At 52.2% G+C, this 22,557-nt stretch carries 24 protein-coding genes; 23 read left to right on the plus strand and 1 reads right to left on the minus strand.

Annotated features, from left to right (window positions below; translation table 11 throughout):
• Positions 1-100 precede the first annotated feature (100 nt).
• The 5 genes from queA (at position 101) to secF (ending at position 5,515) form a co-directional block, all read left to right on the plus strand.
• Positions 101-1,153: a tRNA preQ1(34) S-adenosylmethionine ribosyltransferase-isomerase QueA gene (gene queA, locus Q334_RS0117275; RefSeq protein WP_027314298.1), complete on the plus strand. Its 1,053-nt coding sequence runs from the start codon at positions 101-103 to the stop codon at positions 1,151-1,153.
• A gap of 14 nt (positions 1,154-1,167) precedes the next feature.
• Complete coding sequence (gene tgt / locus Q334_RS0117280; protein ID WP_027314299.1) at positions 1,168-2,280, plus strand: tRNA guanosine(34) transglycosylase Tgt; 1,113 nt, start codon at positions 1,168-1,170, stop codon at positions 2,278-2,280.
• Between the two features lie 31 nt (positions 2,281-2,311).
• On the plus strand, positions 2,312-2,641 hold the full coding sequence (yajC, locus tag Q334_RS0117285; RefSeq protein ID WP_027314300.1) for a preprotein translocase subunit YajC: 330 nt from the start codon (positions 2,312-2,314) through the stop codon (positions 2,639-2,641).
• Between the two features lie 61 nt (positions 2,642-2,702).
• The gene (gene secD / locus Q334_RS0117290; RefSeq protein ID WP_027314301.1) at positions 2,703-4,589 is read left to right on the plus strand and encodes a protein translocase subunit SecD; all 1,887 of its coding nucleotides are present in this window, start codon (positions 2,703-2,705) and stop codon (positions 4,587-4,589) included.
• Positions 4,589-5,515 carry a protein translocase subunit SecF gene (gene secF, locus Q334_RS0117295; protein ID WP_027314302.1) on the plus strand — a complete coding sequence of 309 codons (927 nt, stop codon included), beginning with the start codon at positions 4,589-4,591 and terminating at the stop codon, positions 5,513-5,515. The genes secD and secF overlap by 1 nt, the downstream gene beginning before the upstream one ends.
• 170 nt (positions 5,516-5,685) lie before the next feature.
• Here the strand turns inward: secF and Q334_RS0117300 are convergent, their stop codons facing one another.
• On the minus strand, positions 5,686-6,504 hold the full coding sequence (locus tag Q334_RS0117300; RefSeq protein ID WP_035461887.1) for an inositol monophosphatase family protein: 819 nt from the start codon (positions 6,502-6,504) through the stop codon (positions 5,686-5,688).
• 133 nt (positions 6,505-6,637) lie between these two features.
• Here Q334_RS0117300 and trmJ point away from each other — a divergent pair, with 133 nt between their 5' ends.
• The 18 genes from trmJ (at position 6,638) to murI (ending at position 22,242) form a co-directional block, all read left to right on the plus strand.
• Positions 6,638-7,381, plus strand: a complete 744-nt coding sequence (gene trmJ, locus Q334_RS0117305) for a tRNA (cytosine(32)/uridine(32)-2'-O)-methyltransferase TrmJ (protein ID WP_027314304.1) — start codon at positions 6,638-6,640, stop codon at positions 7,379-7,381.
• A gap of 82 nt (positions 7,382-7,463) precedes the next feature.
• A complete protein-coding gene (gene iscR, locus Q334_RS0117310) occupies positions 7,464-7,946 on the plus strand; it encodes a Fe-S cluster assembly transcriptional regulator IscR (protein ID WP_027314305.1) in 483 nt (160 codons plus the stop codon).
• 48 nt (positions 7,947-7,994) lie between these two features.
• On the plus strand, positions 7,995-9,209 hold the full coding sequence (locus tag Q334_RS0117315; RefSeq protein WP_027314306.1) for an IscS subfamily cysteine desulfurase: 1,215 nt from the start codon (positions 7,995-7,997) through the stop codon (positions 9,207-9,209).
• Positions 9,210-9,241: 32 nt separating this feature from the next.
• On the plus strand, positions 9,242-9,625 hold the full coding sequence (gene iscU / locus Q334_RS0117320) for a Fe-S cluster assembly scaffold IscU (protein ID WP_027314307.1): 384 nt from the start codon (positions 9,242-9,244) through the stop codon (positions 9,623-9,625).
• A 29-nt stretch (positions 9,626-9,654) separates the two neighbouring features.
• Positions 9,655-9,978 carry an iron-sulfur cluster assembly protein IscA gene (gene iscA / locus Q334_RS0117325; RefSeq protein ID WP_027314308.1) on the plus strand — a complete coding sequence of 108 codons (324 nt, stop codon included), beginning with the start codon at positions 9,655-9,657 and terminating at the stop codon, positions 9,976-9,978.
• A 16-nt stretch (positions 9,979-9,994) separates the two neighbouring features.
• A complete protein-coding gene (hscB, locus tag Q334_RS0117330; RefSeq protein ID WP_027314309.1) occupies positions 9,995-10,522 on the plus strand; it encodes a Fe-S protein assembly co-chaperone HscB in 528 nt (175 codons plus the stop codon).
• 20 nt (positions 10,523-10,542) lie between these two features.
• The gene (gene hscA, locus Q334_RS0117335; protein ID WP_027314310.1) at positions 10,543-12,405 is read left to right on the plus strand and encodes a Fe-S protein assembly chaperone HscA; all 1,863 of its coding nucleotides are present in this window, start codon (positions 10,543-10,545) and stop codon (positions 12,403-12,405) included.
• Positions 12,406-12,412: 7 nt separating this feature from the next.
• Positions 12,413-12,751 (plus strand): ISC system 2Fe-2S type ferredoxin, encoded by a 339-nt coding sequence (gene fdx / locus Q334_RS0117340; RefSeq protein WP_027314311.1) that lies wholly within the window; start codon positions 12,413-12,415, stop codon positions 12,749-12,751.
• Between the two features lie 8 nt (positions 12,752-12,759).
• Positions 12,760-12,954: a Fe-S cluster assembly protein IscX gene (iscX, locus tag Q334_RS0117345; RefSeq protein WP_027314312.1), complete on the plus strand. Its 195-nt coding sequence runs from the start codon at positions 12,760-12,762 to the stop codon at positions 12,952-12,954.
• Positions 12,955-13,228: 274 nt separating this feature from the next.
• The gene (ndk, locus tag Q334_RS0117350; protein WP_027314313.1) at positions 13,229-13,636 is read left to right on the plus strand and encodes a nucleoside-diphosphate kinase; all 408 of its coding nucleotides are present in this window, start codon (positions 13,229-13,231) and stop codon (positions 13,634-13,636) included.
• A gap of 55 nt (positions 13,637-13,691) precedes the next feature.
• The gene (rlmN, locus tag Q334_RS0117355) at positions 13,692-14,828 is read left to right on the plus strand and encodes a 23S rRNA (adenine(2503)-C(2))-methyltransferase RlmN (RefSeq protein ID WP_027314314.1); all 1,137 of its coding nucleotides are present in this window, start codon (positions 13,692-13,694) and stop codon (positions 14,826-14,828) included.
• Between the two features lie 44 nt (positions 14,829-14,872).
• The gene (pilW, locus tag Q334_RS19725) at positions 14,873-15,589 is read left to right on the plus strand and encodes a type IV pilus biogenesis/stability protein PilW (protein WP_051527913.1); all 717 of its coding nucleotides are present in this window, start codon (positions 14,873-14,875) and stop codon (positions 15,587-15,589) included.
• A gap of 10 nt (positions 15,590-15,599) precedes the next feature.
• Positions 15,600-16,754 (plus strand): RodZ domain-containing protein, encoded by a 1,155-nt coding sequence (locus Q334_RS0117365; protein WP_027314315.1) that lies wholly within the window; start codon positions 15,600-15,602, stop codon positions 16,752-16,754.
• A gap of 46 nt (positions 16,755-16,800) precedes the next feature.
• On the plus strand, positions 16,801-18,042 hold the full coding sequence (gene hisS, locus Q334_RS0117370; RefSeq protein WP_035461888.1) for a histidine--tRNA ligase: 1,242 nt from the start codon (positions 16,801-16,803) through the stop codon (positions 18,040-18,042).
• Positions 18,043-18,052: 10 nt separating this feature from the next.
• A complete protein-coding gene (locus Q334_RS0117375) occupies positions 18,053-18,712 on the plus strand; it encodes a YfgM family protein (protein ID WP_027314317.1) in 660 nt (219 codons plus the stop codon).
• Between the two features lies 1 nt (position 18,713).
• On the plus strand, positions 18,714-19,868 hold the full coding sequence (gene bamB / locus Q334_RS0117380; protein ID WP_027314318.1) for an outer membrane protein assembly factor BamB: 1,155 nt from the start codon (positions 18,714-18,716) through the stop codon (positions 19,866-19,868).
• Between the two features lie 69 nt (positions 19,869-19,937).
• Positions 19,938-21,353 (plus strand): ribosome biogenesis GTPase Der, encoded by a 1,416-nt coding sequence (der, locus tag Q334_RS0117385; RefSeq protein WP_027314319.1) that lies wholly within the window; start codon positions 19,938-19,940, stop codon positions 21,351-21,353.
• 4 nt (positions 21,354-21,357) lie between these two features.
• On the plus strand, positions 21,358-22,242 hold the full coding sequence (gene murI / locus Q334_RS19730) for a glutamate racemase (RefSeq protein WP_051527914.1): 885 nt from the start codon (positions 21,358-21,360) through the stop codon (positions 22,240-22,242).
• The last annotated feature ends 315 nt before the right edge of the window (positions 22,243-22,557 follow it).

A 22,557-nucleotide genomic window follows, 5' to 3' on the forward strand; every position in this document is an offset into this window, starting at 1 on the left:
GTCTTCAGGTAGCACAATAGAGTGAGAAATGTTGTCAGACTCCACTCCTGGCGGTGTTTGGCTTAGAATAAGCGCCTTTTTGGCTGGCGGGTCAGGTTTTATGCAGGTTAAAGACTTTTATTTCGAGCTACCCGATGAGCTTATCGCGCGCTATCCGATGCCCGAGCGTTCGGCCAGTCGTATGCTTTGCCTGGATGGGGAGAGCGGTGCGCTGGAGCTGCGTGTCTTTAAAGAGCTGCTAGCGTTAGTGCAGCCAGAAGACTTGTTGGTGTTTAACAACACTCGGGTTATCCCGGCCCGATTGTTTGGGCAAAAGGATAGCGGTGGCAAGGTTGAGGTGCTGGTGGAACGGGTGCTGGATCAGCATCGGGTTTGGGCGCATGTGCGCGCCAGTAAAGCACCGAAAGCGGGTACGGAGCTGATATTAGAAGGTCAGGTACGCGTTAAAGTATTGGGGCGTCAGGATGCCTTGTTTGAACTCGAGTTTGTGACCGAAGAAGGTGTGCTGACGGTGTTGGAGCAGGTAGGGCACATTCCCTTACCGCCATACATGAGCCGCGAAGATGAGCTGGCGGATCGTGAGCGCTATCAAACGGTTTATTCCCAGCGCCCAGGTGCTGTCGCTGCGCCCACTGCGGGCTTGCACTTCGATGAGCCCTTGTTGCAGGCGTTACAGCAAAAAGGAGTCGAGTTTGCTTTTGTGACGTTGCATGTCGGGGCGGGGACATTTCAGCCGGTACGGGTGGAAAAAATCGAAGAGCACCATATGCACTCGGAGTACCTAGAGGTCAGTGCAGAGGTCTGCCAACAGGTGCGTCAGGCACGTGCCCGCGGTGGACGTGTGATTGCCGTGGGTACCACCAGTGTGCGTGCGTTGGAGAGCGCCAGTCGCAGTGGGCAAATCGAGCCCTATACGGGCGATACGGATATTTTTATTTATCCAGGCTATCGCTTCCGTAGCGTGGATGCCTTGATTACTAACTTCCATTTACCGGAGTCGACGCTGTTGATGTTGGTGAGTGCCTTTGCCGGCTACCAGCATGTGATGGAGGCCTACCGCTATGCGGTGGCTGAACGACTACGGTTTTTCAGTTACGGGGATGCGATGTTTATTCAGCGTCCTCAGCCAGATGCACGCTTGGAGATGGCATGAGCCGCGAGTGTTATATGAAGTTTGAGCTGCTGGGGCAGGATGGTCTGGCCCGGCGCGGACGGTTAAATTTCCCCCGTGGGGCAGTGGAGACACCGGCTTTTATGCCAGTTGGCACCTACGGAACGGTAAAAGGTATGTTGCCTAAGGATATTGAGGACATCGGTGCTCATATTATTCTCGGTAACACCTTTCACTTGATGTTGCGTCCTGGTACTGAGGTGGTAAAGGCGCACGGTTCCCTGCATGAGTTTATTCAGTGGCCCAAGCCCATCCTGACGGACTCCGGTGGTTTTCAGGTGTTTAGCCTGGGGGCAATGCGCAAGATCACTGAGCATGGGGTGACCTTTCGTTCCCCTGTCGATGGCGCCAAGGTCGAGTTAACCCCTGAACGCTCGATGCAGGTGCAGCGTGATCTGGGGTCTGATATCGTGATGATTTTTGATGAGTGCACTCCCTATCCGGCCACGGAGCGCCAGGCCGCGGACTCCATGCGTTTGTCATTGCGTTGGGCTAAGCGCTCCAAGGCTGCTCATGGTGATAATCCCGCCGCACTCTTCGGTATCGTGCAGGGTGGGATGTATGAGCCTTTGCGTGAGGAGTCCTTGGCAGGCTTGAGCGAAATTGGCTTCGATGGCTATGCCATTGGTGGTCTGTCGGTGGGGGAGCCAAAAGATGAAATGTTACGCATCCTTAGCCATACCGCGCCGAAACTGCCACAGGATCGCCCTCGCTATCTGATGGGAGTGGGCCGTCCTGAGGATTTGGTGGAAGGTGTGCGCCGTGGTGTGGATATGTTCGACTGCGTGATGCCTACCCGCAATGCACGCAATGGCCATCTCTTTACCTCCGATGGGGTGGTAAAAATTCGTAACGCTAAGCACCGTAATGATACAGGCCCTTTGGATGCCGAGTGTGATTGCTACACCTGCCGTAATTTCAGTCGAGCTTACCTGCATCATCTCGATAAGTGCGGAGAAATGCTTGCCGCTCAATTACATACCATTCATAACCTGCGTTATTACCAAACCCTGATGGCTGGATTGCGCGCAGCTATTGAAGCGGGTACATTGAGCGCCTTTGTAGATGACTTCTATCATCGTCGTGGTCTTAGCACTCCCGCCCTCTAGGTGTGAGCTTTACTGGACTTAGGAGACAAAAATGAATTGGTTGATTGCCCCTGCTTATGCTGAAACCGCCGCTGCCCCGGCAGGAGCTGAAGCGTTTAACCTGATCTTTCTGGTTGGTTTTGCCCTGATTTTCTACTTTTTCCTGTGGCGTCCTCAGGCCAAGCGTCAAAAGGATCACAAGAGTTTGATCGAGGGCTTGGCCAAGGGTGATGAAGTGGTAACCAGCGGTGGTATCCTCGGTCGGGTGGTGAAAGTGACCGACGATTACCTGGTGTTGGCGGTATCTGATGAGGTTGAGCTGAAGATTCAAAAGGTCTATGTGGCCGCGGCTCTGCCTAAAGGCACCATCAAAAACATTTAAGCCGTTTTACGGTATCCAGGCGCCTTAGGGCGCCTTTTCCACTCCAAGGAAAGGCACTTTCATGTTAAACCGCTATCCTCTGTGGAAATACATCCTTATTTTGGTTGTATTGTGCGTTGCGGGGCTCTATGCCGCCCCTAACCTGTATCCCGATGATTACGCCATTCAAATTAGTGCTAGCCGTTCTGGTCAGCAGGTGGATGAGCGTGCCCTTAAACAAGTCGAAACTGCGTTAACTGCTCAGGGTTTAGAGTTGAAAGGCAGTGAGGCAACAGTAGATGGACAGAGTCTGCTGGTGCGCTTGCGCAATAGTGAAGATCAGCTGCTGGCCCGTGACCTGGCCGCTAAAGCCCTAGGGCAGAATTACGTGGTGGCCCTTAATTTGGCGCCCACAACCCCGCAGTGGTTGGTGGATCTAGGGGCGGGGCCGATGAAGCTGGGCTTGGATCTGCGTGGTGGTGTGCACTTCCTGATGGAAGTGGATATGGCTCAGGCGGTCAGTCAGCGTCTTGATATTTACGTGGCAGAAATTAAAACCAAGCTGCGCGATGCCAAATTGCGTTACCGCAGTGTCAGTCACAATGAAAGTGACGGCAGTTTGCAGATTCGCTTCCGTGATCAGGCTGATCGGGATGAGGCGATTAAGCTACTGAATAAAGACTACAGTGAGTTTTTGGTTAGTGCTGTCGAGAGCGAAGACTTTGAGCTGAATGTGACCCTCAACGAACAAAAAGTACGTGAAATTGAGGATTATGCGATTCAGCAAAACCTGACCACTATCCGTAACCGGGTAAACGAGTTGGGAGTGGCGGAGCCTTTGGTGCAGCGTCAGGGGCGTAACCGCATTGTGGTGCAGTTGCCTGGTGTGCAGGATACGGCGGCAGCTAAGCGAGTGTTGGGGGCTACCGCCAACCTGGAGTTCCGCTTAGAGGCTACGTTGGATGCGGCGCCTGGAACCACCGAGCGTTTTCCCTTCCGCGCCAATCCCAATCAGGAATCTTTGTTGGAGCGTGACATTATTATCACCGGTAATAATGTCTCCAGTGCTTCCTCATCTTTTGATGAGAATGGCCAATCACAGGTTAACGTGAATCTGGATTCCGCCGGCGGTAAGTTGATGAATCGTGTCACCCGTAATGCGGTGAAACGGCGGATGGCGGTGCTCTTTATTGAGCATAAAACTCGTACCGAACAGGTGGTGGAGAATGGCGAGCTGATTGATAAGCGTATTCCCTATGTGGAGAAGTCGATTATCAGTTTGGCGACCATTCAGACTGCGCTGGGGAACAGCTTCCGTATTACCGGATTGGACAGTGCGGCTGAGGCATCTGAGTTAGCACTGCTGCTGCGTGCGGGTTCGCTGGCGGCGCCGGTTTATATTGTGGAAGAGCGTACCGTCGGGCCGAGCTTGGGGCAGAAGAATATCGAAATGGGCTTTATGTCAGCGCAGATTGGCCTGGCGCTGGTGGTGTTCTTTATGTTCGTGTTCTACCGCACCTTTGGTCTGATCGCTAATGTGGCGTTGTTGGTCAATATTGCGATTCTGATCTCTGTGATGTCGATGTTGTCGTTTACCCTGACCTTGCCTGGAATAGCGGGTATTGTGCTGACTATCGGTATGGCGGTGGATGCCAACGTGTTGATCTTCTCAAGGATTAAAGAGGAGCTGCAAAACAAGGCGCCGGTACAGTTGGCTATTCATGCAGGCTTTGAACGTGCCTTTACCACCATTCTGGACTCCAACCTGACGACCCTGTTGGTAGGGGTGATACTGTTCGCGCTGGGCTCGGGGCCGGTGAAAGGCTTTGCGGTGACCCTGTCGATCGGCATTCTCACCTCTATGTTTACCGCCTTGGTGGTGGGACGCGCTCTGATTAACTTGAGCTTCGGTGGGCGCAAGTTGAATGACCTACCCATTTGGCCGGTATTTAGTAAAGGAGTTCGGTAATGGCTAAAACGAAACAACCGACTCGCGTCATCGACTTTATGAAGCTGCGCCATCTGTGCGCAGCGATCTCGCTGGTGTTGACTCTGGGTGCGGTGCTGCTGCTAGGAATAAATGGTCTGCATTATGGCCTCGACTTTACTGGCGGTACGCTGGTGGAAGTGGAGTTTGCGGCAGATCAGCCTTTGGACGAGGTGCGCCAGCAGCTAAAAGAAGCCGGTTTCAACGATGCGGTGGTGCAGAACTTTGGTTCGGCCCGCGATGTGATGGTGCGCCTGGGAGAAGGGCACTCGGCACAAGTGGGTGAGCAGGTTCTGGCAGCGCTTTCCCAGGATGGGGCCCAGGTTACGATCAAGCGTACTGAGTTTGTTGGTGCCCAGGTCGGAGATGAACTGCGTGAGCAGGGAGGCTTGGGGATGTTGCTGGCGCTGGGGATGGTCATGCTGTATGTGGCGGCACGTTTCCAGTTTAAGTTCGCCCTGGCGGCGGTATTGGCGCTGGCGCATGACGTAATCGTAGTGCTAGGGGTGTTTGCCCTGCTGCGTTGGGATTTCGATTTGACCGTATTGGCTGCGGTGTTGGCGGTGATAGGTTATTCGTTGAACGACTCTATCGTGGTGGCTGACCGTATTCGTGAGAATTTCCGCAAAATGCGTAAGTCTGAGCCAATTGAGGTAATCAATACGGCGATGACGGATACCTTAGGGCGCACCACTATTACCTCAGGTACGACCTTGTTGGTTGTATTGGCGCTATTCTTGTTCGGTGGCGAAATGATCCATGGCTTTGCTTTGGCGCTGTTGGTGGGGATTGGTGTGGGGACTTACTCCTCGGTCTATGTGGCGGCGAGTTTGCTGGTGTACTTGAATGTGCGTCGTGAGGATTTGCTGCCGCCGCCTAAAGAAGAATTAGTGGATGATGCGCCCTAGCGGGAGCGGGATGTTGCCTTGTTAATAAGGTATAGATAGCTAGGGTATCGATAAAAGTGGGGGCTGCGGCTCCCATTTTTATTGGTAGTTTTGGCGAGTTAGTGCGGGCAGGTTGAAAGCGGGGCACAAAAAAAAAGGGCGCGAGGCCCTTTTTTGATGCTGGGTTGGGGCTAGCTAAGGCTAACGTTCTGCAGCTGTTGCACAATCTGTTTGAACAGTTTGGCATTGGCAGCCAGTAGATGGCCGCGCTGGCGATAACTTGGATTACCCTGGATATCTCCCAGTAGTGCGCCGCACTCTTGGAGCAGCATGGCGCCGGCTTCCAGTTCGAGTTCATTGAGGTTTAGCAGTACCACTGCGTCTAGGCGACCAGCAGCCAAGTTGGCCATTTCCAGCAAGGGGCTGCCGCCATGGTGCAGATTGGCATTGCTCATTAACAGCTGCTTTTGCATATCAAGGAAATGCGTTAGCAAGTGACGGTTGCTGATACTGTTATCAAAGGTGTGGCCAATCAGGGCGCCATCCAGCTGAGCAACTTTACCAACGCGAATGCGGCGACCATTGAGTTGAGCGCCTCGACCGCGGCTGGCAGTGAACTCTTCGCCAGTCATGGGGTTGATAACCAGGGCATGCTCAACTTTGCCTTTTTGTTTGGCGATCAAAGCCAGGCAGAAGTTCGGTAAGCCACGGCTGTAATTCAACCAGCCATCTAAAGGCAGAATGTGCCATTCGGTGTCAATGTGCTGTTCGCGGCTGCTTTGTTCTGCAGTGTGCAGTTTGCCGCTTTGACGTCCGTAGATGGCGTGCTGAGGATAGGCTTTGACAATAGTGCGAGCGATGCTTTGTTCTGCGCGTTCGCAGGTCTCCGCTACAAACTTATTGACGTCTTGGCCCTCTGATTGAATCAGGTCAAGGCGCTCAAGGGCGCGGGCGAGGTTTTCAGAAGCAATGCGTGCAGCCCGCAGTGCGATATTCAACATTGGTTGCATGGCAGCAATATACCGGCTCTAGTGTCAGGACAAGCGCGGAATTATATCAGAATATTCTTTGGGGGTATAAAGGACGGGGCGCAAATTTACCTTTAGTTTGCTACAATTCGCGCCTCGTTTTGGAGAGGCCTGCATGCTGGACAAGATTCGCATTGTTTTAGTGAATACAACTCATCCTGGAAACATCGGTGCAGCGGCGCGCGCGATGAAAACCATGGGGTTAAGTCAGCTGGTATTAGTGGAGCCTAAGATCTTTCCGAGTCCTGAGGCGGATGCGATGAGCTCTGGAGCGACAGATATTCTGCAGCAGGCACGGGTTGTGGCCACGCTGGATGAGGCGATTGCAGATTGTCAGCTGGTGATAGGTACCAGTGCGCGCTCCCGTCATATCCCTTGGCCGCTGCTCAATCCCCATGAGGCGGCAGCGCAAGCTGCTAAAGAAGCTCAGTCGGCTGAGGTGGCTCTGGTGTTCGGTCGTGAAGACAGGGGATTGACTAATGAGGAGCTGCACAAGTGCCAGTTTCATGTGCACATTCCCACTAATCCTGACTTCAGCTCTTTAAATGTGGCGGCTGCGGTGCAGGTGCTCAGCTATGAATTGCGTATGCGTCAATTGGCGGATGCTGAGGTGGAGGCGCCTTATTGGGGAGTAGATTGGGATATTAAGTTAGCTACATCCGATGAGGTGGAGCGCTTTTTTGTTCATCTGGAGCAGGCGCTGATCGATATTGATTTTCTTGATCCGCACAACCCTCGCCAATTGATGCCGCGTCTGCGTCGGCTCTTTATGCGGGCACGTTTGGATCAGGTTGAGGTGAATGTGTTGCGTGGTATTTTGACGGCGGCGCAAAAGCCACTTAAGGGTAAATCCGACTAATTAGCTAGGATATATACTTGATCAATTTAGTCGGGAATAGCATAATGGTCGCCATCAAAGACTGTGGCCAGGAGTGCTTCGGATGCGACTGACAACCAAAGGGCGTTATGCCGTAACCGCTATGCTGGATTTGGCCTTGCATGTTGGCAAGGGGCCAACCAGTCTGGCGGATATATCGGATCGCCAGGGTATCTCTTTATCCTACCTTGAGCAACTTTTCGCCAAGTTGCGCCGTCATGGCTTAGTAAAGAGCGTGCGCGGACCTGGTGGGGGGTATCAGTTAAGTCGCGGTCTGGAAGCAATATATGTGGCGCAGGTGATTGATGCGGTTAATGAGACCGTAGACGCCACCGGTTGCGGTGGAGGTGGTGGGTGTCAGAGTCATGGGGAAACCTGTCTGACTCATCATCTCTGGTGTGATCTCAGTGAGCAAATTCACTCTTTTTTAAGTGGTATCAGTCTGGCCGATTTGGTGGCCAGGCGGGATGTGCAGGTTGTTGCAGAGCGTCAGGATAGGCGCCATCTTGAGCGGCACGGGCAGCTGAACCGTATTGCCGTCGGCTGACATAAACCGTGAACGCTGTAGCTAAGGGTGAAGCCCTGGAGAGAAGCGATGAAGTTACCCATTTTTCTTGATTATCAGTCTACAACTCCTGTTGATCCGCGTGTGGCGGAAAAGATGGTGGAATGTCTGACGATGGATGGCATCTTCGGCAACCCGGCCTCACGCTCCCATGTGTTTGGTTGGAAAGCTGAGGAAGCGGTTGAGACTGCGCGCCAGCATGTGGCGGACTTGATCGGTGCTGATCCCCGCGAGATCGTGTGGACCTCTGGTGCAACGGAAGCCAGTAACCTGGCGATCAAAGGGGTGGCGCACTTCTACCAGAAGAAAGGTAAGCACATTATTACCTCTAAGATTGAGCACAAAGCTACCTTGGACTCCTGTCGTCAGTTGGAGCGCGAGGGCTTTGAGGTAACTTACCTGACACCTAACAGCAAAGGGTTGATTGAGCCTGAGGCGGTGGCAGAAGCGCTGCGGGATGACACCATTCTGGTGACCCTGATGCACGTTAATAATGAAATTGGCACCATCACAGATGTGGCTGCCATCGGCGCCATTACTCGTGCCAAGGGTGTGTTGTTGCATGTGGATGCGGCCCAGAGTGTTGGCAAGCTACCTGTTAACTTAGAAGACATGCAGATTGATCTGATGTCTCTTACTGCACATAAGGTTTATGGCCCGAAGGGGATTGGTGCGCTGTATGTGCGCCGTAAGCCTCGGGTACGGATTGAAGCGCAAATGCATGGCGGTGGTCATGAGCGTGGTATGCGCTCTGGTACTTTGCCGACCCATCAAATCGTGGGTATGGGTGAAGCCTACCGTATTGCTAAAGAAGATATGGAAAAAGATAACGCTCACCTGCAAATGCTGCGTGACCGTTTCTGGAATCAAATCAAGGATATTGAGGCGGTGTACGTCAACGGCGATATCGAACAGCGGGTGAAAGGCAACCTGAATGTAAGCTTTGCTTATGTTGAAGGTGAGTCCCTGCTGATGTCGTTGAAGGATCTGGCGGTGTCTTCTGGTTCTGCCTGTACCTCTGCCAGCCTGGAGCCTTCTTACGTGCTGCGGGCCTTGGGGCTGAACGATGAACTGGCGCACAGTTCTATCCGTTTTGGTTTTGGACGCTTTACCACAATTGAAGAAGTGGACTATGCGGCCAGCCTGATTCATAAAGCGGTCGACAAACTGCGTGAGCTGTCACCGTTGTGGGATATGTATAAAGATGGCGTTGACCTGAGTAAGGTCGAGTGGGCTCACCACTAAGCTGCCTGTTAGCGAATTTGAGGAGAGCTGTTATGGCTTACAGTGAAAAGGTTATCGACCACTACGAAAATCCGCGTAACGTCGGCAAGATGGATGCCAACGATCCCCATGTCGGTACTGGCATGGTTGGTGCTCCTGCTTGTGGTGACGTGATGCGTCTACAGATCAAAGTCAGCGATGATGGTGTAATCGAGGATGCCAAGTTCAAAACTTATGGATGTGGCTCTGCCATTGCTTCTAGCTCTTTAGTAACAGAGTGGATGAAAGGAATGACTCTGGAGCAGGCGGCTAACATCAAGAATACCTCGATTGCGGAAGAGCTGGCGTTGCCGCCGGTAAAAATCCACTGTTCTGTATTGGCAGAGGATGCGATCAAGGCTGCCATTGAAGACTATCAAAAGAAGCACTCTAGCTGAATTTAGGGGTGTGAGAGGAGAAGGTTTCTATGGGAGTGAGCATGACAGCGGCGGCTGAACGCCACGTGGCACGCTATTTGGAAAAGCGTGGTCATGGAGCGGGTATTCGCCTGGGTGTGCGGACTTCAGGCTGCTCCGGAATGGCTTATGTCCTTGAGTTTGTTGACGAAGCAGACAGTGAAGACCAGGTGTTTGAGAGTGGTCCGGTGAAAATCTTCGTTGATCCCAAGAGCCTGAGCTATCTGGAAGGTACTGAGTTGGATTATGTGCGCGAAGGCCTCAATGAGGGCTTTAAGTTCAATAACCCCAACGTGCGTTCCGAGTGCGGCTGCGGCGAAAGCTTCAACGTTTGATCAAATAGAGAAGGCTATGGACTTTCGGCAGGATTACTTCCTACTCTTTGAGCTGCCCCGTGCCTTTGAGGTAGACCTGGTGGCGCTAAGTCAGCGCTACCAGGAGCTACAGAAACAACTCCATCCAGATCGTCATGCCGCTGCTACTGATCAGCAACGGCGTCTGTCTTTGCAATACACCACCTTTGTCAACGAAGCCTATGCGACGCTCAAGTCTCCTCTGCGTCGTGCACAGTATTTGCTCGAATTGAGTGGACATTCCCTCGCTGGAGACAGTCAGACTACTAAGGATCGTCATTTTCTGATGCAGCAGATGGAGTGGCGAGAGGCACTGGCGGATGCTGAGCATAGCGATGATCCCTGGCAGGCGCTTGATCAGCTCAGTGTTGAGGCCAAGGCGGAGCAGGCTAGGCTGTATCAAAGCTTCGTTGCAGCCTGGCAAGTGCAGCAATGGCCGCAAGCAGAGCAGTGTCTGCGTCAGCTGCAGTTTGTGCATAAATTGTTGGACGAAGTGGCAGAGCTAGAAGAGCGGCTTGACGACTAACCCGATGTAAGGATTTCAGAGTGCTATTGCAGATATCTGAGCCTGGACAAACCCCTCAGCCGCATGCGCGCAAGCGTGCGGTGGGTATTGACCTGGGAACAACTAACTCCCTTGTCGCAGCCTTGCGCAGTGGTGAACCTCAGGTGTTACCTGATGCTCTTGGGCGGCCGATGCTGCCTTCCGTTGTTCGCTATGCCGAGCAGGGGGTGGTAGTAGGTTATGAGGCCAAAGCCGCGCGAGTGGAGGACGCCAGTCAAACGGTGGTTTCGGTCAAGCGTCTGATGGGGCGTGGTTATCAAGACGTGCTGGAGGCAGGTTTGCGCTTACCTTATCAGCTAGAAAAGGGTGATAACGGTTTGCCGTATCTGCTGACGCGTCAAGGGCGCATTAGTCCAGTGCAGGTGTCTGCAGAAATTTTGAAAGAGCTGGCAGAGCGTGCACAGGAAAGTTTGGGCGGAGAGCTGGATGGAGTGGTCATTACCGTTCCGGCTTATTTTGACGATGCTCAACGTCAGGCAACCAAAGATGCTGCTCGCCTGGCGGGATTGCATGTTTTGCGCCTGCTTAATGAGCCGACTGCAGCTGCTGTCGCCTATGGTCTTGATCAGCAAGCTGAAGGTGTGATCGCGGTGTATGACCTGGGTGGAGGGACCTTTGATATCTCCATTCTGCGTTTACATAAAGGCGTGTTTGAAGTGATGGCTACCGGAGGTGATAGCGCCTTAGGTGGTGATGACTTTGATATGGCAGTTGCGCATTGGGTGTTACAGCAGGCTGGTTGGTCGGCAGATAGCCTGGATGGTAGTCGTTGGCGCGAGTTACAAGGTATCGCTTGTCAGGCGAAAGAAGCCTTGGCTGAGCAAGAAGAGGTGGTGCTTAGCTTTGCCTGTGAGCAAGGCTCCTGGCAGGGGCGCTTGAGCCGTACCCAGTTTGCTGAACTAATCGATCCTCTGCTGAAGCGTACTCTGCGTGCCTGCCGTAAAGCTTTGCGTGATGCAGAGTTGAGCGTTGAAGAGGTACAGCAGGTCGTTATGGTTGGTGGCTCAACCCGTACGCTTTATGTACGTGAGCAGGTGGGACAGTTTTTTGCTTGTGAACCCCTGACCTCGATTGATCCAGACCAAGTGGTGGCGCTGGGAGCAGCTATTCAAGCTGATGTGTTGGTGGGCAATAAGCGCGATGGCGAAATGCTGTTGTTGGATGTGATCCCGCTGTCATTGGGGCTGGAAACCTATGGTGGTTTGGTTGAGCGAGTGATTGCCCGTAATACTGTTATTCCGGTTGCCAAGGCGCAGGATTTTACCACCTTTAAGGATGGTCAGACGGCGATGATGATTCATGTGCTCCAGGGGGAGCGTGAATTGGTCAGTGATTGCCGTTCGCTTGCCCGTTTTGAATTGCGTGGTATTCCACCCATGGCGGCTGGCGCGGCGCGTATTCGCGTTACCTTTCAGGTCGATGCGGATGGGTTGTTGAGTGTATCGGCTCGGGAGCAGTCAACGGGGGTGGAAAGCCGTATTGAAGTGAAGCCATCCTATGGCTTGGCTGAAGATGAGATTGCCACGATGCTGCAATCTTCTTTTGCTCATGCGGAAGAAGATATGGCTGCGCGTGCACTGCGTGAGCAACAGGTGGAGGCGGCGCGGTTGTTGGAATCGCTGGAAGCTGCCCTGCGTGACGATGCGGAGCTGTTGTGTGGTAGTGAGCTGGAACAGCTGCAGCAGCAAATGAGCAAACTGCGTGAGCTGTATAACGGCGGAGACCATAAAGCTTTGGCCGCAGGTGTGCAGCAGTTAGCTGATGCAAGTGAGTATTTTGCTGCTCGCCGAATGGACAAGAGTGTTCGCCTTGCTTTGCAAGGGCACCGGGTTGACGAGTTTTGAGGTAGCTATGACACAGATTATTTTTCTGCCCCATGAGGAAGTGTGCCCGGAAGGGAAAGTTATTGACGTTGAGCCAGGTGTGACGATCTGTGATGCGGCGTTGCGTCACGGGATTGAAATTGAGCATGCCTGTGAAAAGTCCTGCGCCTGCACTACTTGTCATGTGATCGTACGTGAAGGTTTTAGCTCATTAAATGAAGCGGATGAGTTAGAAGAGGATATGCTCGACAAGGCCTGGGGGCTGGAACCAGAGTCACGTTTAAGCTGTCAGGCAGTGGTGGGAGAGACAGATTTGGTGGTTGAGCTGCCAAAATATACTCTCAATCACGCCTCTGAAAAGCATTGAGGTGAATGATGAAGTGGATTGATGTTCAGGATATTGCGATCGAGTTGTATGAGGCGCATCCCGAGGTGGATCCGCAGTATATTCGCTTTACTGACTTGCATCGCTGGGTATGTGAGCTGGATGGTTTTGATGATGATCCTAACCATTCCAACGAGAAAATCCTGGAGGCGATTCAGGCGGCTTGGATGGAAGAGGCGCGCTAATCCTTAATGAGCAGGGCTGTGCGATAGCTGGAAGCTGGAGTGCAAGGGGCTTTACTAATGCCTGTCTGTTTCAAGTGTGTTGCTAAAGCATAGCCATAAAGGTTGCCGGAACATCGTTAGCAAGTTTGCCAAACAGGGCTCGCTTCGGCGGGCTCTGTTGTTTCTGATCGCTGCTTTTGTGTGTTGCTGCGGTCTGGGCCTACTCAGGGTGGTTGGCCTATCGTATAATTCCCGTTTTACTCAACATGCTCTTTTAAACCAATTGGAGAATACAATGGCTCTCGAGCGTACTCTGTCCATCATCAAGCCTGATGCAGTTAAGAAAAACGTAGTCGGTGAAATCCTGGCGCGTTTTGAGCGTGCTGGCCTGAAAATCGTTGAAGCTCAGATGCAGACTCTGTCTCGTGAAAAGGCTGAAGGCTTCTACGCTGAGCACAAAGAGCGCGGTTTCTTCAAGGATCTGGTTGACTTTATGACTTCTGGTCCTGTGCTGGTTTCTGTTCTGGAAGGCGAAAACGCCATTGCGAAGAATCGTCAAATCATGGGTGCGACCAACCCTAAAGAAGCGGCTGCTGGTACTCTGCGTCATGACTTTGCCGAGTCTATCGATGCTAACGCCGTTCACGGTTCTGACTCTGCAGCGTCTGCAGAGCGCGAAATTGCTTACTTCTTCGGTAAGTAATAGTAGTGACAGGGCGGGGTGATCCCGCCCACTCTTTTGTTAAGTGTGAAGTACTATGACTCAGCCTGAATCTAAAGTTAATTTGCTCGGTTATTCGCTCCCTAAGCTGGAAGCTTTTTTTACAGAAATTGGGGAGAAAAAATTCCGTGCCGTGCAAGTCCTCAAGTGGATCCATCAGCGTGGCGCTGTCTCCTTTGATGAGATGACCGACATCAGCAAAGGACTAAGAGCCAAGCTGAATGAAGTGGCTGAGATTCGTGATCCGGAAGTGTTGTTTCAACATTATTCAGCGGATGGCACCCGTAAATGGGTGGTTCAGGTCGCGGGTAATAACTCGGTTGAAACGGTTTTGATTCCCGATGGTGATCGAGCAACTTTATGTGTTTCTTCTCAGGTTGGTTGCTCATTGGATTGCAGTTTTTGCTCGACAGGCAAACAGGGTTTTAACCGTAACCTAAGTGCAGCGGAGATTATTGGCCAGCTGCGAGTGGCGATTCGCTCTTTTGGCCCCTTTGACCCTGCTGGTGATCGCCGTGTCACCAATGTGGTGATGATGGGAATGGGTGAGCCTTTAATGAATTTTGATCCTGTTGTGGATGCGATGAGCCTGATGATGGAAGACAACGCCTATGGCTTGTCCAAGCGCCGGGTGACGCTTAGCACCGCAGGGGTGGTGCCCATGATTGATAAGCTGGGAGATGTTATTGATGTGTCCCTGGCGTTATCTCTTCATGCGCCTAATGATGAGCTGCGCAATAAGCTGGTGCCCATCAATCGCAAATACCCGATTGATAGCGTGATTGAAGCCTGCAACAACTATCTGCGTAAGTGTGATGATAAGCGTGTTGTGACGGTGGAATATACCCTGTTAAGAGGGGTGAATGATCAGCCCCAGCATGCTAAAGAGTTGGCAAAATTACTGCGTCGTTTGCCCTGTAAGTTGAATCTGATTCCTTTTAATCCCTTCCCCAACTCTGGTTATGAGCGGCCAACTGCAGCTGATATTCGTGCTTTTCAGGAGGCATTGACTGCTGCGGGTTATGTGACAACGGTCCGCACCACCCGTGGTGATGACATTGATGCTGCCTGTGGGCAGCTGGTTGGTCAGGTGGCGGATCGCACTCGACGCAGTGAGCGCTATATTAAACTGGTGGATGAATCGCAGACAGTGCGCGAAAGCCAGGGTATCTAAAGTAACGAGGTGAAACTGTGCGGGCATGGATGGCAGTGGGGATAATGTTGTTGATGGTAGGCTGTGCCAACCAGGGCGCTGCTGTCCGTAGCCAAGCCAGTAACCAGTTGAGCGATGAGCAAAGCAGGGCGCTGCAGGCTTATTTGGAGTTGGGGCTGGGTTATCTTGAAAGTGGTTATCCAGAGCAGGCATTGCGGCCATTGCAACGAGCGCGGCAGATTGCCCCTACGCACCCTGATGTATATAACGCTTGGGGCATGATGTTTGGCGTGCAGGGTGAGTATGAGTTGGCGGAGCAAGAGTTCACGCAGGCATTAGAGCGCTATCCGCAAGATGCTCGACTGCGTAATAACTACGGTGCCTTCCTCTTTACTCGGGGGCGTATTGACGAAGCCTGTGCCCAGGTTGCTATCTCTGCTAAGGATCCTCTCTATCCCCAACGGGCCCAGGCTTTTGAAAACCTGGGCCGTTGTGCTTTAATGCAGGGCGATCTTGAACAGGCGAAACAACACTACAATCGCGCGGTTAAGTTCTCGCCATTATCTGCCCGTCTTTGGTTTGCCTTAGCACAGGTTGATGTCAAAGCTGAAGATTTTCAGCAGGCAGTGGTTCACTATAATTATTTTCATCGTCTAGTCTCTCAAGGCTATGCCGCCCACACCCGTGATACGCTGGCACTGGGGCGCTTAATCGCCGAACGTACTGGCAATACCGCCATGATGTCGGAGCTGAGTAGCTGGGCGGAAAAACAGACACCCTGAGGACGTTCATGTGAGTGAGACTCAACAGTTAAACCAGGAAGAGGTATTCCCGGGGTTCAATGGGGCTCGTTTTCAGCAGTTGCGTGAAGAGCGTGGCCTGAGTCTGGATGATGTGGCACGCCAGCTACACCTTACCCGTTTTTATGTGCAGGCACTGGAGGCAGGTGACTTCTCTCGTTTGCCTAAACCTCCTTTTGTCCGCGGCTACATCAAAGGTTACGCCAAACTACTTGGGATGCAGCCAGATTACTGGCTTCAGCCTTATGAGGCGATGTTGCAGCAAACTCAGCCAAGTGAAGAGCCTGTTATTCGGACCGTGAGTCGAGTCAAGCGGCAGGCTCGCTTAACTGATCCGCTGATGCGCTGGTTTACTGCGTTGTTCGTAGGTGGGTTGGTCTTGCTGACATTGCTGTGGTGGAAAGAACAATATCACCTGAACTCCCCATCAGAGTTATTCACTTCTTTGCTGGATAAAATTACCGTCTCGACCTTAGACGGTGAGCAGCAGATCATTCTTAATGATCCCGCAGAGCAACCAGTAGTGGTGCTGAACTCGGCTGAAACAGTGGTGAATGACGAACCGCCCCAAGTGAATCAACCGGAAGTGGCATTGCAGTCAAACAGTCTGGAAGTGGGTAGCGCTAATAACAGTGATAGTGATGTATCAGCGCCCGTGGCAACGGTGACACCCATCACTGAGGAATCGACTGCAGCACTTAATCCTGTTGCACCTACAGTGGCACCGTTGACGGGGACAGTTACTGCCGCCCCTGCCGCTGTTAAGGCGGAGCCCCTGGCTCTGCCTCAGGAAGATTTAAGCCCAGGGGTGACAGAATCACCAACGCTGAATGGCCCTGCTAATAACGTGGTGCCTGGCACACAGCCAGTTGATACAACGCCACCTCCGCCAGAGCTAGCGGCAGGTATGCATCGAGTAAGAGTGACCTTTAAAGCCGATTGCTGGTTCCAGATACAGGATGGCAATGGTCGTAAGCATGTGGCGGCGATCAAGTCAGCGGGTGACGTTGTTGAACTGGATTTAAAAGGCCCGATTCGTATTGTGGCGGGCTATCTACCAGGGATTGATACGATTTTGTTAGACGGTAAAGCCGTTGACTTAAGTGGTTATGATGGCCGTGATGTGGTGCGTTTGTCACTGCCTTGATCTGTGATGGAGTGATATTTTGGCGAAGATTCAAGCCATTCGTGGGATGAATGATGTACTGCCGCAGGATGCGCGTTGGTGGCAGTTTTTAGAGTCGAAGGTTAAGCAGGTGTTGGATGCCTATGGCTACAATGAAATTCGCCTGCCTATCGTGGAGTACACCCATTTATTCAAGCGCTCTATTGGCGAAGCAACTGATGTGGTTGAGAAGGAAATGTACACCTTCGAAGATCGCAATAACGAGAGCTTGACCTTGCGTCCAGAGGGCACGGCTGGCTGTGTGCGTGCAGGCGAAGAGCATGGTTTGCTATTTAACCAGAATCAACGTCTGTGGTACCAAGGCCCGATGTTTCGTTATGAAAAGCCACAGAAAGGCCGCTATCGTCAGTTCCACCAAATCGGGGTGGAAACCTTCGGTATGGCCGGAGCCGATGTTGATGCTGAGCTAATTCTACTAACAGCACGGCTGTGGCGTGAGCTGGGAATTTTGCCGCATCTTGAGTTACAGCTGAATTCACTTGGCGATATTGATGCGCGTCAGCAGTATCGTCAGGCACTGATTGATTATCTATTGCCTTACCAGGCGGAGCTGGACGAAGACAGCCAGCGTCGCTTACACACTAATCCGCTGCGTGTGTTGGACTCTAAAGATCCACATACACAAAGCTTGCTGGTTGATGCGCCTAAACTTCAAGACTTTTTAGATGAAGAGTCGAAGCAGCACTTTGCTGAACTGTGCGCCATTCTGGATGCAAATGGTGTTCGCTATACGTTGAATAACCGTTTGGTGCGGGGATTGGATTATTACAACCGTACCGTATTCGAGTGGGTGACAACCGCGTTGGGAGCTCAAGGTACGGTATGTGGTGGCGGACGCTATGATGGGCTGGTGAGTCAGTTAGGGGGCAAACCTACCCCTGCGTCTGGCTTTGCCATGGGGGTTGAGCGTTTGGTGCTGCTGTTGCAAACGCTAGCGGCTATGCCGGCACAACAAGCTTCTTTACTGGATCTGTATGTCGCTGCTGAACATAAGGGGCTGCAGTCTCGTCTAGTTGCGCTAACCGAACAGCTGCGTTCAGCCTTGCCTGGTGTACGTATCCGCCTGCACTGCGCAGGCTTAAAGAATATTAATACCAAGGCCCAGCAAGTAGGGGCTGCTTTAGTGCTTTTAGTAAAAGAGCAAGATGGCGCCTTGAATGGAACTCTTTGGGTCGATGGACAACCTCAAACTCTAGCGGAAGCAGACTTTGCAGATGCCATCCGCCAAGCTATGGCTAAGCTCAATTAAGGAGTGACGCGTGAGCGAACTGCGTACAGAAGAAGAACAGCTTGAGCTGATTAAACAGTGGTGGAAAAAGAACGGCCAATCCCTGATTTGGGGGGTAGGTTTAGCGGTGGTGGGTACCTTCGGTTGGAAGGCATGGCAGGACCGCCAGGCGGCCTATGCTGGAACAGCATCAGCGCTCTATCAAAGTTTGTTGCAAGCCAGTATTCAGGCAGAGCAGAGTGGGGATGAACAGCAGCAAGCAAGCTTGGTTCATTATGCTAGCCAATTGCGTACTGACTATGCCGATACTGCTTATGCTCAGTTTGCTGCCTTGCTTATGGCTAAAGGCTATGCAGAGCAACAGAAGTGGGCTGAAGCTCAAGCAGAGCTGGAGTGGGTATTACAGCAGCCCGCCGAAGCTGAATTGAAAATTGTGGCGTCCTTGCGTTTGGCTCGTATTCATTTAGCGCAAGAGGCATTAGATGCTGCTTTGGCTGCGCTACCTGCCGATGCTGGAATTTACGCGGCAGATGCGGCGGAGTTGCGTGGCGATATCCTATTAAAGCAATCCAAAACAGCTGATGCGCGCGCCGCTTATCAGCAAGCGTTAGAACTGTATCAACAGTCCGGTCGACAGTCGGCTTTATTGTCCATGAAATTGGATGATTTAGCGGTGGTAGAGGGAGCCTAATATGCAGTGGCTGAAAGCAGGGTTGGCATTGGGTTTAGCGCTGGGATTAAGTGGTTGTAGCACCGTATCCACCTGGTGGGCGGCTGAGCCTGAAGATGAGCCTAGTGAACTGGTGAGTTTTGCACCGAGTTTGCAATTGAAAACCCAGTGGCGTGCCTCTGCAGGGCAAGGCAATGGTAAGGGCTGGTTAAGTTTGGAGCCAGGCATTGACGATGAGCATGTCTATGCGGCCGATGCGCAGGGGCAGGTATTCGCCTTTGATATTCAGACCGGTAAAGCAATTTGGCGGACTGACTTGGATGTGCGCATTGGTGGCGGAGTAGGTGGTAACCAGAGCTCATTGTTTCTGGGAACCCTGGATGGAGAGTTATTGGCGCTGAACTCCGCAACAGGTGACTTGCAGTGGCGAGTTGATGTGCATACCGAGATTCTATCTTCGCCAGCAGCCAATGCTCGGGAAGTGATGGTGCAGTTTATTGATGGCACCCTCATTGCCTATAGCGCGGAAGACGGCAGCCTGCTCTGGCGCTATGACAGTAATTTGCCAGTGCTGACACTGCGTGGCACACCAGCGCCTTTGGTATTTAATAATGCCACTATTGCTAACTTTGCCAGTGGCAAAATGGTGGCGTTACGCAATGACAACGGCGGCGTGATTTGGGAGCAGCGTTTGACGCTGGCGCAAGGGCGCTCAGAGCTTGATCGGGTAGTGGATGCCCAGGGGCGTCCTGCATTTATGGATAACGTGCTGTACTCCGGTACTTACCAGGGACATCTCACTGCGCTGGAGGCAGCGACAGGTCGTCCGTTGTGGAGTAAAGCCTTGTCGACTGCTCGCGGAGTAGCGGTAGATGATTCTGCAGTATACGCCGTGACTGATACCGGCTCTGTCGTAGCACTGGATCGTTATAATGGCAACAGCTTATGGCAGCAGGATGACTTGAAATTCCGCCGTTTGGGTACACCCGTTGTGTGGGGGGATGTACTGGCAGTCGCGGATTTCGAGGGATATATCCATGTCATGTCTCGTTTTGACGGCCGTTTTTTAGCGCGTCATCGGGTCGATAGTGCAGGGGTGAATGGCGAAATGAAAGTCATTGATAACGTACTCTATGTGCTAGGCAACAGTGGACGTTTAGAGGCACTGACATATTAGTATGCAGATGCCTGGCAGCGGCCGTCATCTGACGGCCGTTTGTGTTTCTAACTTTATTTGGTAATAGCAATGATTCCTGTAGTCGCTCTGGTCGGGCGCCCAAATGTGGGCAAATCTACGCTTTTTAACCGCCTGACGCGCTCCAATGATGCTTTGGTAGCCGATATGCCAGGCGTGACCCGTGATCGCAAGTATGGTGAAGGTCGGGTGGGTAGCCACGGATTTATCGTGGTGGACACAGGTGGGATCAGTGGTAATGAAGACGGCATTGATGCGGTGATGGCTGGACAGTCGCTGTTAGCGATTGAAGAAGCGGATGTGGTGCTGCTAATGGTGGATGGCCGGGCTGGGCTTAATCCGGCGGATGAAATGATCGCGCAGCATCTGCGCCGTCAGGGCAAAACGGCCTGGGTGGTCGTCAACAAGACTGATGGTTTGGATCCCGATGTGGCGATGGGGGATTTTTATGCCCTTGGCTTGCAAGCGCTACCCATCGCAGCTGCTCATGGCCGTGGTGTGACCTCGATGATCGAAGAGGTACTGGCGGGCTATCCAATATTAGAAGAGCAAGAAGCTCAGGTTGAGCTGCAGTCTAAAGGGATTCGTATTTCGGTTGTTGGTCGCCCTAATGTTGGTAAGTCTACCTTGGTAAACCGCATGTTGGGCGAGGATCGTGTAGTGGTATATGACCACGCCGGCACGACCCGAGACTCGATTTACATCCCTTACGAGCGCCACGGTAAAGATTACACGCTAATTGATACTGCTGGGGTGCGTCGCCGTAAGAGCATCCATGAAGCGATTGAGAAGTTCTCCATCATTAAAACCCTGCAAGCAATACGTGATGCCCATGTTGTGGTTTGCGTATTAGATGCACGGGAAGGTATCAGTGAACAGGATCTTCACCTGCTGGGCTTTGTGCTGGAGTCGGGTCGTGCTCTGGTGATTGCCGTTAATAAGTGGGATGGCATGACGCAAGAGCAAAAGGATGAAGTCCGTCGACAGCTTGATCGTCGCCTGACCTTTACGCATTTTGCGGACTTGCACTTTATCTCTGCATTGCATGGTACGGCGGTAGGGGATCTATATAAGTCGGTTGACCAAGCCTATGAGTCTGCAATGAGTAAGTGGTCTACTAATCGACTGACCAAATTGTTGCAGGACTGTGTGCAGGATCACCAGCCTCCTATGGTTCGCGGTCGCCGTATCAAGCTGCGTTATGCTCACCAGGGTGGTTCAAACCCGCCGTTGTTTATTGTTCATGGCAGCATGACGGATGAACTGCCCAGCTCTTACAAGCGTTATTTGGAAAATCGCTTTGCTGATATTTTGTCAATTAAAGGCACCCCAGTACGCTTTGAGTTCCGTAGTGGTGCTAACCCCTTTGCTGATAAGCCCAAGAAACTGACGGCACGACAGGTGCGTGAACAAGCACGTCAGCGCCGTTTGGTGCGTAACATTAAACGCCGGGAAAACAAGGGCTGATTATATGGAAAGCCTAGATGCGCGCCCTATTGGTGTCTTTGACTCTGGGGTAGGGGGGCTGACAGTCTTACGTGCATTGCATGAGCAAATGCCAAACGAAAACCTGCTTTATTTGGGGGATACCGCGCGTGTTCCCTATGGCACTAAGAGTGCGCTCTCAGTGCAGCGTTATGCGGAGCAGGCCGTATTGGCGCTGCTATCTCGGCGTGTGAAAGCCATTGTGGTCGCCTGTAATACAGCCTCAGCAGCAGCAATGGACACACTACGTGCACGCTTTACGCAGTTGCCAGTACTGGGGGTGATTGAACCTGGAGCCAAGGTGGGTTGCCAGATGAGTAAAAGTGGGCATCTGGGGGTCATTGCCACGGAAGGAACAATCCAAGGAGGAGCCTATACTCGAGCGATTACCCAGCTGCGTCAGGATGCCAGGGTGAGTAGTGTGGCCTGTTCTCTTTTTGTTGCGTTAGCGGAAGAAGGGTGGGTGGAAGGTGACCTGGTTGAAGCCATTATTGAGCGTTACCTAGCTCCCCTTAAAGCAGCGCCAGAGTTAGATGCGCTGGTGTTAGGCTGCACGCACTTCCCGGTTTTAAAGCAGGCGATACAGCGTGTAGTTGGTGAGCGTGTTGTTTTAGTAGACTCTGCTGCTACTGCGGCAGCAGAGTGTGATCAACTGCTACGCCAGCATGAATTGCGCTTAGCTACGCAGCAACAGGGAAAAATTCACTTTATGGTGACCGATGGCCCGGAGCGTTTCGCTCGAGTGGCCAAAGTATTTTTTCCTTGTCATTTAAGTGCTGAACAGGTGGAAGTAGTCGATATTCAGCATTTTCATCCCCAATTTGAAAAAAATGAAAAAGAGGGGTTGACGCTCAGTCAGGGATCTCTATAATGCGCCTCCACCAACGGCGACGTTGGCTCCGGTTGAAAGCTTAGCACTGATAACTCGCTGATAAATAAACACTTTTTGATTCTTAAGAGTCTGAAGTGATCAGCGAAAACAGTCAGGCTAAGAGAGTGATCCTGGTTTCTCGAATCACTCAGCACTGCCAAAAACGGTGCTTGACAACGGGATCGAGGCTGGTAAGATGTGCGCCTCGTTTCGATGCTCTTTAAAAATTTGATCAGGTAATTCGTGTGGGCGTTTGTCCTGGTATCACCAAAGATATTCAGAGACAAATACCTCAATTCATTGAATTATTTCAGT

Source organism: Balneatrix alpica DSM 16621 (assembly GCF_000619885.1).
Lineage (GTDB): Bacteria > Pseudomonadota > Gammaproteobacteria > Pseudomonadales > Balneatricaceae > Balneatrix > Balneatrix alpica.

Coding starts and splice junctions, on each gene's coding strand:
- queA (WP_027314298.1), top strand. CDS start 101: ATGCAGGTTAAAGACTTTTATTTCGAGCTACCCGATGAGCTTATCGCG.
- tgt (WP_027314299.1), top strand. CDS start 1,168: ATGAAGTTTGAGCTGCTGGGGCAGGATGGTCTGGCCCGGCGCGGACGG.
- yajC (WP_027314300.1), top strand. CDS start 2,312: ATGAATTGGTTGATTGCCCCTGCTTATGCTGAAACCGCCGCTGCCCCG.
- secD (WP_027314301.1), top strand. CDS start 2,703: ATGTTAAACCGCTATCCTCTGTGGAAATACATCCTTATTTTGGTTGTA.
- secF (WP_027314302.1), top strand. CDS start 4,589: ATGGCTAAAACGAAACAACCGACTCGCGTCATCGACTTTATGAAGCTG.
- Q334_RS0117300 (WP_035461887.1), bottom strand. CDS start 6,504: ATGCAACCAATGTTGAATATCGCACTGCGGGCTGCACGCATTGCTTCT.
- trmJ (WP_027314304.1), top strand. CDS start 6,638: ATGCTGGACAAGATTCGCATTGTTTTAGTGAATACAACTCATCCTGGA.
- iscR (WP_027314305.1), top strand. CDS start 7,464: ATGCGACTGACAACCAAAGGGCGTTATGCCGTAACCGCTATGCTGGAT.
- Q334_RS0117315 (WP_027314306.1), top strand. CDS start 7,995: ATGAAGTTACCCATTTTTCTTGATTATCAGTCTACAACTCCTGTTGAT.
- iscU (WP_027314307.1), top strand. CDS start 9,242: ATGGCTTACAGTGAAAAGGTTATCGACCACTACGAAAATCCGCGTAAC.
- iscA (WP_027314308.1), top strand. CDS start 9,655: ATGGGAGTGAGCATGACAGCGGCGGCTGAACGCCACGTGGCACGCTAT.
- hscB (WP_027314309.1), top strand. CDS start 9,995: ATGGACTTTCGGCAGGATTACTTCCTACTCTTTGAGCTGCCCCGTGCC.
- fdx (WP_027314311.1), top strand. CDS start 12,413: ATGACACAGATTATTTTTCTGCCCCATGAGGAAGTGTGCCCGGAAGGG.
- iscX (WP_027314312.1), top strand. CDS start 12,760: ATGAAGTGGATTGATGTTCAGGATATTGCGATCGAGTTGTATGAGGCG.
- ndk (WP_027314313.1), top strand. CDS start 13,229: ATGGCTCTCGAGCGTACTCTGTCCATCATCAAGCCTGATGCAGTTAAG.
- rlmN (WP_027314314.1), top strand. CDS start 13,692: ATGACTCAGCCTGAATCTAAAGTTAATTTGCTCGGTTATTCGCTCCCT.
- pilW (WP_051527913.1), top strand. CDS start 14,873: ATGTTGTTGATGGTAGGCTGTGCCAACCAGGGCGCTGCTGTCCGTAGC.
- hisS (WP_035461888.1), top strand. CDS start 16,801: ATGAATGATGTACTGCCGCAGGATGCGCGTTGGTGGCAGTTTTTAGAG.
- bamB (WP_027314318.1), top strand. CDS start 18,714: ATGCAGTGGCTGAAAGCAGGGTTGGCATTGGGTTTAGCGCTGGGATTA.
- der (WP_027314319.1), top strand. CDS start 19,938: ATGATTCCTGTAGTCGCTCTGGTCGGGCGCCCAAATGTGGGCAAATCT.
- murI (WP_051527914.1), top strand. CDS start 21,358: ATGGAAAGCCTAGATGCGCGCCCTATTGGTGTCTTTGACTCTGGGGTA.